General features: G+C 50.3%; 10 protein-coding genes. 6 read left to right on the top strand and 4 right to left on the bottom strand.

The annotated features are described in order from the left end of the window. Nucleotides 1–116: 116 nt before the first annotated feature. From thiC to thiH, 6 genes are read left to right on the top strand one after another with little or no spacing between them, the layout of a single operon-like run. Nucleotides 117–2063 carry a phosphomethylpyrimidine synthase ThiC gene (thiC, locus tag AB3Y96_RS01405; RefSeq protein WP_367298325.1) on the top strand — a complete coding sequence of 649 codons (1947 nt, stop codon included), beginning with the start codon at nucleotides 117–119 and terminating at the stop codon, nucleotides 2061–2063. Then, nucleotides 2063–2707, top strand: coding sequence for a thiamine phosphate synthase (gene thiE / locus AB3Y96_RS01400; protein ID WP_367298324.1), 645 nt, complete (start codon nucleotides 2063–2065; stop codon nucleotides 2705–2707). Before thiC ends, thiE begins: the two co-directional genes overlap by 1 nt. Further along, nucleotides 2700–3452, top strand: a complete 753-nt coding sequence (locus AB3Y96_RS01395; protein ID WP_367298323.1) for a ThiF family adenylyltransferase — start codon at nucleotides 2700–2702, stop codon at nucleotides 3450–3452. The genes thiE and AB3Y96_RS01395 overlap by 8 nt, the downstream gene beginning before the upstream one ends. Beyond that, nucleotides 3449–3649, top strand: coding sequence for a sulfur carrier protein ThiS (gene thiS, locus AB3Y96_RS01390; RefSeq protein ID WP_072307039.1), 201 nt, complete (start codon nucleotides 3449–3451; stop codon nucleotides 3647–3649). Before AB3Y96_RS01395 ends, thiS begins: the two co-directional genes overlap by 4 nt. A 1-nt stretch (nucleotide 3650) precedes the next feature. Continuing rightward, entirely contained in the window at nucleotides 3651–4430 is a 780-nt protein-coding gene (locus tag AB3Y96_RS01385) for a thiazole synthase (RefSeq protein WP_072307038.1), read from the top strand. Between the two features lie 3 nt (nucleotides 4431–4433). Then, entirely contained in the window at nucleotides 4434–5564 is a 1131-nt protein-coding gene (thiH, locus tag AB3Y96_RS01380) for a 2-iminoacetate synthase ThiH (protein WP_367298322.1), read from the top strand. A 275-nt stretch (nucleotides 5565–5839) separates the two neighbouring features. Here thiH and rpoC read toward each other — a convergent pair whose 3' ends face one another. The 4 genes from rpoC to rplJ all read right to left on the bottom strand — a co-directional run bounded on the left by rpoC (nucleotide 5840) and on the right by rplJ (nucleotide 15489). After that, nucleotides 5840–10060: a DNA-directed RNA polymerase subunit beta' gene (rpoC, locus tag AB3Y96_RS01375; RefSeq protein WP_072307036.1), complete on the bottom strand. Its 4221-nt coding sequence runs from the start codon at nucleotides 10058–10060 to the stop codon at nucleotides 5840–5842. A gap of 142 nt (nucleotides 10061–10202) precedes the next feature. Beyond that, complete coding sequence (gene rpoB / locus AB3Y96_RS01370) at nucleotides 10203–14231, bottom strand: DNA-directed RNA polymerase subunit beta (RefSeq protein WP_072307035.1); 4029 nt, start codon at nucleotides 14229–14231, stop codon at nucleotides 10203–10205. Nucleotides 14232–14559: 328 nt separating this feature from the next. Continuing rightward, entirely contained in the window at nucleotides 14560–14925 is a 366-nt protein-coding gene (gene rplL / locus AB3Y96_RS01365; protein ID WP_025802785.1) for a 50S ribosomal protein L7/L12, read from the bottom strand. A 66-nt stretch (nucleotides 14926–14991) separates the two neighbouring features. Continuing rightward, nucleotides 14992–15489 (bottom strand): 50S ribosomal protein L10, encoded by a 498-nt coding sequence (gene rplJ, locus AB3Y96_RS01360; protein WP_025802783.1) that lies wholly within the window; start codon nucleotides 15487–15489, stop codon nucleotides 14992–14994. Between the last annotated feature and the right edge of the window lie 137 nt (nucleotides 15490–15626).

The raw sequence follows: 15626 nt of genomic DNA, 5'->3' as shown, positions 1-15626 counted from the left end.
TTTTTCTATCGCTGATGGGGTGCCTGCTATCTATTACTCCCTCCGAGCTCCAGACAAGCAATTCTCCAACTTGATTTTTAATCATTGTTAAACCAGAACACTGGTAGGAATTTGCTATGTCTATGAATAAAAAAGAAACCACCCAAGCCCCGCTTTCTCGCCGTGAACAGCGCGCACAGGCTCAGGCTTTTATCGATCATCTTCGCGGTGAAGCCTATCCTAACTCCCAACGCATCTACCTAACCGGCTCGCGTGAGGATATTCGCGTGCCGATGCGCGAGATCCAGCTTAGCCCAACGCTGCTCGGTGGCAGCAAAGATAACCCACAGTATGAGCCCAACGAGCCGATTCCGGTTTACGATACAGCGGGCCCTTACGGCGATCCCAATGCCGATTTAGACGTGCGCAATGGCCTAAAGCCGCTTCGTCACCAATGGATTGCCGAGCGAGCTGATACCGAGCTACTAAATCAGCTGAGCTCCGCCTATACCCAACAACGCTTAGCCGATGACGGACTCGATCATTTACGCTTCGACAATCTGCCGCAGCCACGTCGTGCGAAAACAGGCAAGTGTGTAACGCAGCTTCATTACGCACGTCAGGGGATCGTCACGCCAGAAATGGAATTCATCGCTATCCGTGAAAACATGGGCCGCGAACGTATTCGTGGCGACGTGCTGCGTCAGCAACATCCTGGGCAAAATTTTGGCGCGCTGCTGCCAGAAGATATCACGGCCGAATTTGTCCGCAGCGAAGTTGCCGCCGGACGCGCCATTATCCCTTCTAATATCAATCATCCCGAATCAGAACCCATGATAATTGGCCGTAATTTCTTGGTGAAGGTGAATGCGAATATCGGTAACTCCGCCGTGACCTCTTCGATTGAAGAAGAAGTAGAAAAGCTAGTTTGGTCAACCCGTTGGGGCGCTGATACCGTTATGGACCTGTCCACTGGCCGCTATATTCATGAGACTCGCGAATGGATTTTACGCAACAGCCCAGTGCCAATCGGCACCGTTCCGATCTATCAAGCATTAGAAAAAGTGAACGGAATTGCCGAAAACCTCAACTGGGAAATCTTTCGCGATACGCTGCTAGAACAGGCAGAACAAGGCGTTGACTATTTTACCATTCACGCCGGTGTGCTGTTACGCTACGTACCAATGACGGCCAAACGCCTTACCGGGATCGTCTCTCGTGGCGGCTCCATCATGGCCAAATGGTGCCTTTCGCATCATAAAGAAAACTTCCTCTTCGAGCGCTTCCGTGAAATTTGCCAAATCTGCGCAGCCTATGATGTGGCGCTATCATTGGGCGATGGACTGCGTCCGGGTTCGATTCAAGATGCTAACGACGAAGCTCAATTTGCAGAACTCCATACGCTCGGCGAACTCACCAAAATTGCGTGGGAATATGATGTTCAAGTCATGATCGAAGGTCCAGGGCATGTGCCAATGCAGATGATCCGCCGCAACATGACCGAAGAGCTAGAGCACTGCCACGAAGCCCCTTTTTATACGCTGGGGCCACTGACAACGGATATTGCTCCGGGTTATGACCATTTCACCTCTGGGATCGGCGCCGCCATGATTGGCTGGTTCGGTTGTGCCATGCTCTGCTATGTCACCCCGAAAGAGCATTTGGGATTACCCAACAAAGAAGACGTCAAACAAGGTCTCATCACTTACAAGATCGCAGCGCATGCCGCCGATCTTGCCAAAGGGCATCCGGGCGCTCAGATCCGCGATAATGCCATGTCAAAAGCCCGCTTTGAATTCCGCTGGGAAGACCAGTTCAATCTGGCGTTAGATCCTCATACGGCAAGAGCCTATCACGACGAAACGCTGCCGCAAGAATCAGGCAAAGTGGCACATTTCTGCTCAATGTGTGGGCCAAAATTCTGCTCAATGAAGATCTCTCAGGAAGTGCGTGACTATGCTGCAAAACAGGAGGGATTAGCTCAACCGGTTGAAGTGGGTATGGCACAGATGTCTGAAGCCTTTCGTGCGAAAGGTAGCGAGATCTATCACACCGCCAGCAATCTACAAACGGAGAAAAGCTAATGACTCAATTATCCTTCCCAACTACCGAACAGCGCCTTGGTCTTTATCCCGTCGTCGATAGCGTTGAATGGATTGAGCGCCTGCTCAAAGCTGGCGTACGCACGATCCAGTTACGAATTAAAGATCAACCTGAACAAGCGGTAGAATCTGATATCGCTCACGCCATTGCCTTAGGCCGACACTATCAGGCACGTTTATTTATTAATGATTATTGGCAACTCGCCATTAAACATCGTGCTTACGGCGTCCACCTAGGCCAAGAAGATCTGGATATCGCCGATCTTCAAGCAATCAGCGACGCGCAGCTTCGTTTAGGACTCTCCACACATGACGATGCCGAAATGGATCGTGCTCTGTCTTATCGCCCTTCCTATATCGCATTAGGGCACATATTTCCCACCCAAACCAAAGTGATGCCTTCTGAACCGCAAGGACTTATCGATCTTAAACGGCAGGTTGCCCGTATTCCTGATTATTCCACCGTCGCTATCGGCGGGATCAGCATCAATCGCGTTCCGGCAGTGCTGGAATGTGGCGTGGGCAGCGTTGCCGTAGTCAGCGCCATTACGCAGGCACCGGACTGGCTGGCAGCTACTGATACTTTGCTACAGCTTATTGAGAATCGGAGAGCCAACGATGCTTAGCGATCACGATTTTATGCGCTATAGCCGCCAGCTGCTGCTCGAAGAAATTGGCTCTCAGGGGCAGGAAAATCTCAGCAAGGCTAGCGTCTTAATTGTTGGATTGGGTGGATTAGGCGCTCCGGCCGCCATGTACTTGGCGGCCGCAGGCGTCGGCAAGATCCTTCTCGCTGACGACGATCGTCTGCATATCAGCAATCTCCAGCGCCAGATCCTATATACCACCCGCGATCTAGATCATTCTAAAGCGGAAACAGCAAAGCAACGCCTACAGGATCTGAATCCTCAGGTGGAGTTCATCACCCTATCTGAACGCTTAGCCGGTGATGTTCTTCGGGAGGCTGTGGCACAAGTTGATTTAATCCTCGACTGTAGCGACAACATGCCTACGCGTCAGGCGGTAAATTCCACCTGCGTGTCCCAAAATAAGCCGTTGATCAGCGGCAGTGCCGTGGGATTTGGCGGACAACTCATGGTCATTGAACCGCCGTTTGCACAGGGCTGTTATCGATGCCTATGGCCAGATGACGTGGAGCCACAGCGCAATTGCCGTAATGCTGGCGTACTTGGCCCAGTTGTTGGCGTGATCGGTACACTCCAAGCACTAGAAGCCATCAAGATGCTCGCCGGTATGCCTTCTGCTTTAGCGGGAAAACTGCGGCTTTTCGATGGGCGTCAGCAAAGCTGGCGTACGTTTGGCCTGAAACGCGCTCCTGCCTGCCCAGTATGCGGAGCACATAGCCTATGAAGATCACCGTCAACGATGAAAAAATAGCGCTCGATACTCCCACCAGCATCGAGGATTTACTGATACAACTAGGCCGACACCAGCAAGGTACCGCGCTGGCGCTTAATCAAACGATTCTCCCCCGCGAGCACTGGGCAACACAGCAGCTTGCCGAAGGAGATGACGTTGTGGTGTTCCAAGCTATTGCTGGAGGTTGAGATGTTACAGATTGCAGATAAAACGTTTTCTTCACGCCTTTTTACCGGAACCGGAAAGTTTTCTTCAGCGGAAAAAATGCTCGCAGCGCTGAATGAGTCTGGCTCTCAGCTCATTACGATGGCTATGAAACGCGTTGATCTTAAAAGTGGCAACGACGCCATTCTTGCTCCGCTTCGCAAACTTAATGCCAACCTGCTGCCCAATACTTCTGGAGCCAAAACTGCCGAAGAGGCCGTATTTGCGGCTAAGCTGGCTCGCGAGGCGCTAGGGACTCACTGGGTGAAACTTGAAATTCATCCCGACGTTCGCTATTTGCTACCAGACCCAATAGAAACCCTCAAAGCAGCAGAAATATTAGTGAAGGCAGGTTTTGTCGTTCTACCGTATTGCGGTGCCGATCCTGTTTTGTGCAAGCGTTTAGAGGAAGTCGGCTGTGCCGCCGTCATGCCACTTGGTGCACCTATTGGTTCTAATCAAGGAATTATTACCCGAGAATTTCTGCAAATCATCATTGAGCAAACGAAGATCCCAGTGATTGTCGATGCTGGGATTGGCGCCCCCAGCCATGCCAGCGCAGCGATGGAACTGGGCGCAGACGCCGTTTTGGTTAACACCGCTATCGCTGTTGCTCGTGATCCCGTGGCGATGGCAAAAGCTTTTAGGCTCGCCGTTGAGGCTGGCAGGATTGCTTACCAAAGCGGTTTGGGTTCTCCAAGCCATCATGCCAACGCCACCAGCCCACTGACCGGGTTTTTGCATTCATCGAAACTGGAGGTTTAGATTGTGGAAACCTTCACACAACGCTGGCAACAGCTGAACTGGGATGATATCGGGCTAAGAATCAACGGCAAAACGAATACCGATGTTGAACGTGCATTAATGGCCGTACGGCCCGATCGTGAAGATATGTTAGCTCTGCTATCACCGGCAGCAGCTCGCTATCTCGAACCGATGGCGCACAAAGCACAGCAGCTTACACGCCAACGCTTCGGCAACACGGTAGGGTTTTATGTTCCCCTTTATCTCTCAAATCTGTGCGCTAACGATTGCACCTATTGCGGCTTCTCCATGAGTAACCGCCTTAAGCGCAAAACGCTGAATGAAGCTGAGATAGAACGTGAATGTGAAGCCATTCGCTCTATGGGATTTGACAGTCTTTTGCTAGTCACCGGCGAGCATCAGGCAAAAGTCGGGATGGATTATTTCCGCCAACATTTACCTAAAATCCGGCGTCATTTCAGTTCGCTAATGATGGAAGTTCAGCCATTGGCACAGGAAGAATATGCAGAGCTCAAAACGCTAGGGTTAGACGGCGTGATGGTCTATCAAGAAACCTATCATCCCTCGGTCTACGCTCAACATCACTTAAAAGGAAATAAGCAGGATTTCTTTTGGCGACTTGAAACTCCCGATCGTTTAGGCAAAGCGGGGATCGACAAAATCGGGATAGGTGCACTCATTGGGCTATCGGATAATTGGCGAACCGACTGTTTTATGGTCGCGGAGCATTTAACGTGGCTCCAACAAACCTATTGGCAGAGCCGATACTCTATTTCGTTTCCGCGTTTACGCCCGTGTACCGGCGGCATTGAACCGGCATCAATTATGGATGAAGCTCAGCTGGTGCAAACCATCTGCGCATTTCGTATTTTTGCCCCCGAGATTGAGCTATCCCTTTCTACGCGTGAATCTCCTGAATTCAGGGATAACGTCGTGCCACTCGCCATCAATAACGTCAGCGCATTTTCAAAAACCCAGCCTGGAGGCTATGCAGATAATCATCCAGAACTCGAGCAGTTCACACCTCACGACGGACGAACCCCTACGCAGGTTGCAGCATCGTTGGTTTCATCAGGGCTACAGCCGGTGTGGAAAGACTGGGATGGATATTTGGGAAGAGCACCGCAGGTTTAATGGCAACGCTGCAACAAAAGGTGTTTATCAATAGCGTGCATTCCAGTTCAAAAACTATCGGGTAGAAATAGAAATTAGGCAGCATAAAGTACATCCACTGATGCAGCTTAAGCATTAGTCAGAGCTGATTCATCCCTCTAAGCTCTGCTGACCAAAACAGGCTAGCCGGGTCTCCGAAGCTCGGTTAGCCTGCCTCTTCTAAAGATACTTTCTAAATTTCAGACATAAAAAAACCGCTCCCGAAGGAGCGGTTTTTATTAGGCACGAATCAACGATTACTCGTCGTCGCCACGCATGCTTGCGTTCAGCAACTCTGCCAAGTTAGCAGTTGCTTCTTCCGCACTCACCTGTGGAGCAACAGGAGCTTCGCCCTGAGCTTTACGGCGAGCACGATCCTGATGATAAGCGTAACCAGTACCAGCTGGGATCAGACGACCCACGATTACGTTTTCTTTCAGGCCGCGCAGTTCATCACGCTTACCAGCAACGGCAGCTTCGGTCAGAACGCGAGTCGTTTCCTGGAACGAAGCCGCAGAGATGAAGGACTCAGTCGCCAGGGAAGCTTTGGTGATACCCAGCAGGTCACGGCTGAATGTTGCCGCAATCTTGCCGTTCGCTTCCAACTCACGGTTCGCGATTTTAACGCGAGAGAACTCAACCTGTTCGCCTTCCAGGAACTCAGAGCTACCAGCGCTATCGATGGTTGCTTTACGCAGCATCTGACGCACGATGACTTCGATGTGTTTATCGTTAATCTTAACGCCTTGCAGACGGTAAACGTCCTGCACTTCGTTGGTGATGTAACGAGTCACAGCATGAACGCCACGCAGACGCAGAATGTCATGCGGAGATTCTGGACCATCGGAAACCACGTCACCGCGTTCTACACGTTCGCCTTCGAACACGTTCAGCTGACGCCATTTCGGAATCATCTCTTCGTACGGTTCGCTACCATCCAGCGGAGTAATTACCAGACGACGTTTACCTTTGGTTTCTTTACCGAAGGAAATGACACCCGTAATTTCTGCCAAGATCGCAGGTTCTTTCGGACGACGTGCTTCGAACAGGTCAGCAACGCGTGGCAGACCACCGGTAATATCCTTGGTACCGCCGGATTCCTGAGGAATACGCGCCAAGGTGTCACCCGCATGGATCTGAGTACCATCTTCCAACTGAACGATCGCTTTACCTGGCAGGAAGTATTGAGCAGCCATATCGGTGCCTGGGATCAATACATCGTCGCCTTTAGCGTCAACGATTTTCAGTGCTGGACGCAGATCTTTACCGCTGCCGGTACGCTCTGCAGAATCCAGAACAACCAGAGAAGACAAACCGGTCAGTTCGTCGGTCTGGCGGGTAATGGTCTGAGTATCGATGATGTCAGTGAAACGGATGAAACCGCTAACTTCTGAAACAACCGGCATGGTATGCGGGTCCCAGTTAGCTACAGTTTCGCCGCCGTTGACTTCAGCGCCATCACCTTTAGCCATAACAGAGCCGTAAGGCACTTTATAGCTTTCTTTAGTACGGCCGAATTCGTCGATCAGTTTCAGCTCGGTATTACGAGAGGTAATAACCAGCTTCTTATCGCTATTCAGAACGAACTTAGCGTTGTTCAGTTTCAGATGACCTTTGTTTTTCACCTGAATGCTGGACTCTGCTGCCGCACGAGATGCCGCACCACCGATGTGGAACGTACGCATCGTCAGCTGTGTACCAGGTTCACCGATGGACTGTGCCGCGATAACCCCGATTGCCTCACCCTTGTTGATGATGTGGCCACGAGCCAAGTCACGACCGTAGCAGTGTGCACACACACCGAAGTCGGTTTCACAGCTAACAACGGAACGAACCTTGATGATGTCAACGGAGTGTTCTTCTAACAGATCACACCATTTTTCATTCAGCAGGGTGTTACGTGGAACCAGAATATCTGCGGTGCCTGGCTTCAGAACTTCTTCAGCCGTTACACGACCCAATACGCGATCGCGCAGTGGCTCTTTAACGTCACCACCTTCGATAACCGGAGTCATCACGATGCCGTTGTGGGTACCACAGTCATCTTCGATAACGACCAAGTCTTGCGCTACGTCTACCAGACGACGAGTCAGGTAACCGGAGTTCGCAGTTTTCAGTGCGGTATCCGCCAAGCCTTTACGAGCACCGTGAGTAGAGATGAAGTACTGGAGTACGTTCAGACCTTCACGGAAGTTCGCGGTGATTGGCGTTTCGATGATGGAGCCATCTGGCTTAGCCATCAGACCACGCATACCGGCCAGCTGACGAATCTGCGCAGCAGAGCCACGAGCACCGGAGTCGGCCATCATAAAGATACTGTTGAAGGAAACCTGACGCTCTTCCTCACCCTTGCTGTTAATAACCAGCTCGGTAGACAGGTTTTCCATCATCGCTTTAGCAACACGTTCGTTGGCCGCAGCCCAAATATCGATGACTTTGTTGTAACGTTCGCCCGCGGTAACCAGACCAGACTGGAACTGTTCCTGAATCTCAGCAACTTCTGCTTCGGCTTCAGAAATGATTTCCACTTTCTTCTCTGGAATAACCATATCATCGATACCAACGGAAGCACCTGAACGCGCAGCGTAGGCAAAACCGGTGTACATGATTTGGTCAGCAAAGATAACGGTCGGTTTCAAGCCCAGAATGCGGTAACAAGTGTTCAGCATCTTGGAGATCGCTTTTTTACCCAGCGGCTGGTTAACGATGCTGTATGGCAGGCCCTGAGGCACAATCATCCACAGAATCGCACGACCAACGGTGGTGTCGATCAAACCGGTACTTGTTACCCATTCGCCTTCTGCATTTTTCTCGGTTTGCGTAATACGCACTTTAACGCGAGCATGCAGAGAAGCCAGACCAGCGCGATAAATACGCTCTGCTTCTTTAGGGCCACTCAGAACCATGCCTTCGCCTTTAGCGTTAACACAGTCACGAGTCATGTAATACAGACCCAATACAACGTCCTGAGAAGGAACGATGATTGGCTCGCCGTTCGCAGGTGACAGGATGTTGTTGGTAGACATCATCAACGCACGCGCTTCCAGCTGGGCTTCCAGCGTCAACGGTACGTGAACAGCCATCTGGTCACCATCGAAGTCGGCGTTATATGCCGCACAAACCAGCGGGTGAAGCTGAATAGCTTTACCTTCGATCAGTAACGGTTCAAATGCCTGGATACCCAAACGGTGCAGTGTTGGTGCACGGTTCAGCATCACTGGGTGTTCGCGGATAACTTCGTCTAGGATATCCCAAACGACAGCTTCTTCGCGCTCAACCATTTTCTTCGCAGCTTTAATGGTGGTAGCAAGACCACGCAGTTCCAGCTTGCCGTAGATGAACGGCTTGAACAGCTCCAACGCCATTTTTTTAGGCAGACCGCACTGATGCAGACGCAGGTATGGACCTACGGTGATTACAGAACGACCGGAGTAGTCAACACGTTTACCCAACAGGTTCTGACGGAAACGACCCTGCTTACCTTTGATCATATCGGCCAAAGATTTCAGAGGACGTTTGTTTGAACCGGTGATCGCACGGCCGCGACGACCGTTATCCAACAGGGCGTCAACCGCTTCCTGAAGCATACGTTTTTCGTTGCGTACGATGATGTCCGGCGCAGCCAGATCCAGCAGACGTTTCAGACGGTTGTTACGGTTAATGACGCGACGATACAGATCGTTCAGGTCAGAAGTTGCGAAACGACCACCGTCCAGCGGTACCAATGGGCGCAGATCTGGCGGCAGAACCGGCAGAACTGTCAGGATCATCCACTCTGGTTTGTTACCAGACTGAACGAACGCTTCCAGCAGCTTGATGCGCTTAGTCAGTTTTTTACGTTTGGTTTCGGAGTTGGTTTCGTTCAACTCTTCGCGCAGCTGTTCGCATTCCGCTTCCAGATCCATGTTTTTCAACAGACCTTGGATAGCTTCAGCACCCATCTTCGCGTCGAATTCGTCACCGAACTCTTCCAGAGCGTCCAGATACTGCTCTTCAGTCAGGATCTGACGACGCTCCAGATTGGTCATGCCGCCTTCAACAACGACATAAGACTCAAAATACAGAACGCGTTCAATATCACGCAGCGGCATATCTAACAGCAAGCCGATACGGGATGGCAGTGATTTCAGGAACCAGATGTGTGCAGTCGGAGAAGCCAGTTCGATATGGCCCATACGCTCACGACGTACTTTAGTCTGAGTAACTTCAACACCACATTTTTCGCAGATAACACCGCGGTGTTTTAAACGCTTGTACTTACCGCACAGGCATTCGTAATCTTTTACCGGCCCAAAGATACGGGCGCAGAAAAGGCCGTCACGTTCTGGTTTGAACGTACGGTAGTTAATGGTTTCCGGCTTCTTAACTTCGCCGAAAGACCAAGAACGGATCATGTCTGGCGAGGCCAGAGCAATTTTGATCGCGTCAAACTCTTCGGTCTTAGTTTGAGCTTTCAGAAACTTCAGTAAGTCTTTCACGGATTGGCTCCTGTCGGAGTTAGACCTGTTGGGCACTCGGATACCACCCAAATGCCCCTGTGACCAGTGCAACCACTGACTAAGCGCCCTGCTTTCACAGGGCGCCTAGCGGCTGGTGTTACTTGCAATTCGAATGAACGAATTACTCGTCTTCCAGCTCAATGTTAATACCGAGCGAGCGGATTTCTTTCAACAATACGTTGAAGGATTCCGGCATGCCTGGTTCCATACGGTGGTCGCCATCCACGATGTTTTTGTACATCTTGGTACGGCCGTTTACATCGTCGGACTTGACGGTCAGCATTTCCTGCAGCGTGTAGGCAGCGCCATACGCTTCCAGTGCCCATACTTCCATCTCACCGAAGCGCTGACCACCGAACTGAGCTTTACCACCCAGCGGCTGCTGAGTAACTAAGCTGTAAGAACCGGTAGAACGCGCATGCATTTTGTCATCAACCAAGTGGTTCAGTTTCAGCATATACATGTAGCCGACAGTAACCTGACGCTCAAACTGCTCGCCGGTACGGCCATCAAACAGCGTGATCTGACCAGAGGTAGGAATGCCACCTAATGTCAGAAGCTCTTTGATTTCTTTCTCTTTCGCACCATCGAAGACTGGTGTTGCGATTGGCAGACCTTTTTTCAGGTTCTCAGCCAGACGCATAACTTCGTCATCGGTAAAGGTGTTCAGATCAACGGTCTGACGCGTGTTATCGCCCAGATCGTAGGCTTTCTGAATGAACTCACGAAGTTTGGTCACTTCCTGCTGCTGCTTCAGCATGGCGTTAATTTTCTCACCAATACCTTTTGCAGCCATACCCAAGTGGGTTTCCAGGATCTGACCGATGTTCATACGTGATGGTACGCCCAGCGGGTTCAGTACGATGTCAACCGGAGTACCGTTTTCATCGTAAGGCATATCTTCGATCGGGTTGATCTTAGAGATAACACCCTTGTTACCGTGGCGGCCTGCCATCTTGTCACCAGGCTGGATCTGACGTTTAACAGCCAGATAAACCTTAACAATTTTCAGTACGCCTGGAGCCAGATCGTCGCCCTGAGTGATCTTACGACGCTTAGCATCCAGTTTCTTCTCGAAATCAGATTTCAGTTCGTCGTACTGCTCAGCCAACTGCTCGAGCTGGTTCTGTTTAGCTTCATCAGCCAGACCCAGTTCTAACCAGCGGTCGCGTGGCAGCTTAGCCAATTTCTCAGCTTCAACACCACCAGATACCAGCACGTCATGGATACGGGCAAACAAGCCAGCTTCCAAGATCTGCAGTTCTTCAGTCAGGTCTTTCTTAGCCTGCTTCAGCTGCATCTCTTCGATTTCAAGCGCACGTTTGTCTTTTTCTACGCCGTCGCGAGTAAAGACCTGTACGTCGATAACGGTACCAGAAACGCTGTTTGGAACGCGCAGAGAAGAATCTTTAACATCAGATGCTTTCTCACCGAAGATAGCGCGCAGTAGTTTCTCTTCTGGAGTCAGCTGAGTTTCGCCTTTAGGCGTTACTTTACCAACCAGAATGTCACCACCTTTCACTTCTGCACCGATATAAACGATACCGGATTCATCCAGTTTAGAGAGCGCAGCTTCACCCACGTTAGGGATGTCAGCGGTGATCTCTTCAGGCCCCAGTTTGGTGTCACGAGACACACAAGCCAGTTCCTGGATGTGGATAGAAGTAAAGCGATCTTCCTGTACAACACGCTCAGACACCAAGATGGAGTCTTCGAAGTTGTAACCGTTCCATGGCATGAATGCCACGCGCATGTTCTGACCCAGAGCCAATTCACCCAGATCGGTAGACGGGCCGTCAGCCAGCACGTCGCCACGTTCAATTGGTTCGCCCAGATTGACACACGGCATCTGGCTGATGCAGGTGTTCTGGTTAGAACGGGTGTATTTGGTCAGGTTATAAATATCAATGCCTGCTTCGCCCGGGTACATCTCATCTTCGTTAACTTTGATAACGATACGAGAAGCATCCACGTACTGGATCACACCACCACGTTTAGCAACAGCGGTAACACCGGAGTCAACGGCTACAGCACGTTCCATACCAGTACCAACCAGCGGCTTATCAGCACGCAGAGTTGGAACGGCCTGACGTTGCATGTTCGCACCCATCAATGCACGGTTGGCGTCATCGTGTTCCAAGAACGGGATCAGGGAAGCACCGACAGAAACCACCTGCTGGGTGGAAACGTCCATGTAGTCAACCTGATCGCGGCTGAACAAGCTTGATTCGCCTTTGCTACGGCAAGTAACCAGATCTTCTACAAAGCGGCCTTCGTCGTCCAAGTTGGAGTTCGCCTGAGCGATGACGTAGTTGCCTTCTTCAATAGCAGACAGGTAATGAATCTCATCAGTTACAATTCCATCACGAACGCGGCGGTATGGAGTTTCCAAGAAGCCGTATTCGTTAGTCTGTGCATAAACAGACAGGGAGTTGATCAGACCGATGTTTGGACCTTCAGGCGTTTCGATTGGACATACACGACCGTAGTGAGTCGGATGAACGTCTCGAACTTCAAAGCCTGCGCGCTCACGAGTCAAACCACCTGGGCCCAACGCGGAGATACGACGCTTATGCGTAATTTCTGACAGCGGGTTGTTTTGGTCCATGAACTGAGACAGCTGGCTGGAACCAAAGAACTCTTTAACGGCTGCAGAAATTGGCTTGGCGTTGATCATGTCCTGAGGCATCAGCATATCGAGGTCGCCCAGAGACAGACGCTCTTTAACTGCACGCTCAACACGTACCAGACCCACACGGAACTGGTTCTCAGCCATTTCGCCCACGGAACGGATACGACGGTTACCCAAGTGGTCGATATCGTCCACTTCGCCTTTACCGTTACGGATATCGATGAGTTTACGCATCACTTCAATGATGTCGTCTTTGCTCAGGATACCGGAGCCTTCAATCTCTTCACGCAGCAGAGAACGGTTGAACTTCATACGACCAACCGCAGACAGATCATAGCGGTCTTCGGAGAAGAACAGGTTCTCGAACAGGTTTTCAGCTGCTTCGCGTGTTGGTGGCTCACCAGGACGCATCATGCGATAGATTTCAACCAGCGCGCTTAAGCGGTCGCTAGTTGGATCGACGCGAATGGTCTCAGAAATATAAGCACCGTGATCCAAGTCATTGGTGAACAGCGTTTCGATACGCTTGTAACCCGCTTGGCTCAGCTTAGCCAGCAGATCCAGTGACAGCTCCATGTTGGCTGCACAGATCAGCTCACCGGTATTTTCGTCGATGAAATCTTTAGCGACGACTTTACCAGCAATGTACTCAACTGGAACTTCGATCAGCGTAATGCCGTCTTTTTCCAATTGGCGAATGTGGCGTGCGGTAATACGGCGGCCTTTTTCAACATAGACCTTGCCGTCAGCTTCGATATCGAAGGACGCAGTTTCGCCACGCAGACGTTCTGGAACTAACTCCATCTGCAGTTTATTGTCACGAATCTCGAAGACAACTTTGTCGAAGAACAGGTCAAGGATCTGTTCAGTCGTAAAGTTCAATGCGCGCAGAATAATGGTCGCAGGTAATTTACGGCGACGGTCAATACGCACAAACAGGTTGTCTTTCGGATCGAATTCGAAATCTAACCATGAACCACGGTAAGGGATGATACGTGCGTTATACAGCACTTTACCCGATGAATGGGTTTTACCCTTATCGCTGTCAAAGAACACGCCTGGGCTACGGTGTAACTGAGATACGATTACGCGCTCAGTACCGTTGATAACGAAGGTACCGTTATCAGTCATGAGTGGAATTTCACCCATGTAGACTTCTTGTTCTTTGATGTCTTTAACGGTGCCTTCCGGCGCCTCACGCTCGTAAATCACCAGACGCAGTTTAACGCGCAGCGGAGCGGAGTAAGTTACGCCACGGATCTGGCATTCTTTAACATCGAATACCGGCTCACCGAGACGATAGCTGACATACTGCAGCTCGGAATTACCACTGTAACTCTGGATTGGGAATACGGAACGGAATGCTGCTTCCAGACCGTGCTGCCCTTCCGGATCTTGCTCGATAAATTTCTGGAACGAGTCAAGCTGGATAGAAAGGAGATAAGGTATGTCCAAAACTTGTGGACGCTTACCAAAATCCTTACGAATACGTTTTTTCTCGGTATAGGAGTAAACCATAGGGTTCCTCAGCTCGCTGATCAGTGACCCACTCTGTCCGTCCTAGTAGGACAGTTCATGCAACACCATTTTGTGACCGAAAGGCAGAAACACCTTTCGCAATACTTGTTTCTATCACTCTTAAACCATTTCGTTACGCTTTACTTCGGAACTCCCAAAGTGGAAAGCCGCAATATATTAAGTCGAAGATAGAAACAAGTATTGAGGGAATACTAGTGGCCAAACAGTGTGAAATACCACGAGCATCCTTTACAGCGCAAAAAGGCTGGTGACCAAAAAGTCACCAGCCATCAGCCTAATTGCTTAGGCTGCTACCAAAAGAGTTGGCTTATTTAACTTCAACTTCAGCGCCAGCTTCTTCCAGAGATTTTTTCAGGCCTTCAGCGTCATCTTTGCTAACGCCTTCTTTCAGTGTAGCTGGTGCAGATTCAACCAGATCTTTAGCTTCTTTCAAGCCCAGACCAGTTGCGCCACGTACAGCTTTGATCACTGCAACTTTGTTAGCGCCAACAGCTTTCAGAATAACGTCAAATTCAGTTTTTTCTTCAGCAGCTTCAGCTGGACCCGCAGCAACAGCTACAGCTGCAGCAGCAGAAACACCGAACTTCTCTTCCATCATGGAGATCAGTTCAACAACGTCCATTACAGACATTTCGGAAACTGCATTCAAGATATCGTCTTTAGAGATAGACATAAAAATTGTTCCTAAAATTCAGAAATAGATTATACGTAAGCAAACGCGTTAGAAAAGAAAGGCTGATTAAGCAGCTTCTTTCTGATCGCGCAGAGCAGCGAGAGTGCGAACCAATTTGCCTGCAGAGGCTTCTTTCATGGCTGCCATCAGGCGTGCGATTGCTTCTTCGTAAGTTGGCAGAGTTGCCAGGCGGTCGATCTGAGCCGCTGGAATCAACTCACCTTCAAAGGCTGCAGCTTTAACCTCAAATTTTGCATTCGCTTTCGCGAAATCTTTGAACAGACGAGCAGCTGCGCCCGGGTGTTCCATAGAAAATGCAACTAAGGTTGGACCAACAAACGTGTCTTTCAGGCATTCGAATGGAGTGCCTTCAACGATGCGACGCATCAAGGTGTTGCGAACAACACGCATGTAAACGCCAGCTTCACGACCTGCTTTACGCAGTTCAGTCATCTTATCTACTGTTACGCCACGAGAGTCAGCAATAACAGCAGAGTGCGCGCCTTTGGCTACTTCGATGACTTCAGCAACAATCGCTTGTTTGTCTTGAAGATTTAATGCCATTAGCTTTAGCTCCTGGATTTTGGCCGGGGAGGATTCCCCGGAACTCACATCACCTAAAACCGAAAACGGTCTAGGCGTTAAATACGGTGAGCAGAATCCAGTAATCAAAAGATTTTTTAGGTTCTGTCACCGTCTAC

The organism is Hafnia alvei (assembly GCF_964063325.1).
Classification (GTDB): Bacteria; Pseudomonadota; Gammaproteobacteria; order Enterobacterales; family Enterobacteriaceae; genus Hafnia; species Hafnia alvei_B.
The sequence above is the reverse complement of the archived record's forward strand: the minus strand, read 5'-3'. Positions and strand labels throughout refer to the sequence as shown.

Excerpts from the sequence above, each read along its gene's own strand:
- thiS (WP_072307039.1), top strand. The coding sequence starts at position 3,449 with ATGAAGATCACCGTCAACGATGAAAAAATAGCGCTCGATACTCCCACC.
- AB3Y96_RS01395 (WP_367298323.1), top strand. The coding sequence starts at position 2,700 with ATGCTTAGCGATCACGATTTTATGCGCTATAGCCGCCAGCTGCTGCTC.
- AB3Y96_RS01385 (WP_072307038.1), top strand. The coding sequence starts at position 3,651 with ATGTTACAGATTGCAGATAAAACGTTTTCTTCACGCCTTTTTACCGGA.
- thiE (WP_367298324.1), top strand. The coding sequence starts at position 2,063 with ATGACTCAATTATCCTTCCCAACTACCGAACAGCGCCTTGGTCTTTAT.
- rpoB (WP_072307035.1), bottom strand. The coding sequence starts at position 14,231 with ATGGTTTACTCCTATACCGAGAAAAAACGTATTCGTAAGGATTTTGGT.
- rplJ (WP_025802783.1), bottom strand. The coding sequence starts at position 15,489 with ATGGCATTAAATCTTCAAGACAAACAAGCGATTGTTGCTGAAGTCATC.
- rplL (WP_025802785.1), bottom strand. The coding sequence starts at position 14,925 with ATGTCTATCTCTAAAGACGATATCTTGAATGCAGTTTCCGAAATGTCT.
- thiC (WP_367298325.1), top strand. The coding sequence starts at position 117 with ATGTCTATGAATAAAAAAGAAACCACCCAAGCCCCGCTTTCTCGCCGT.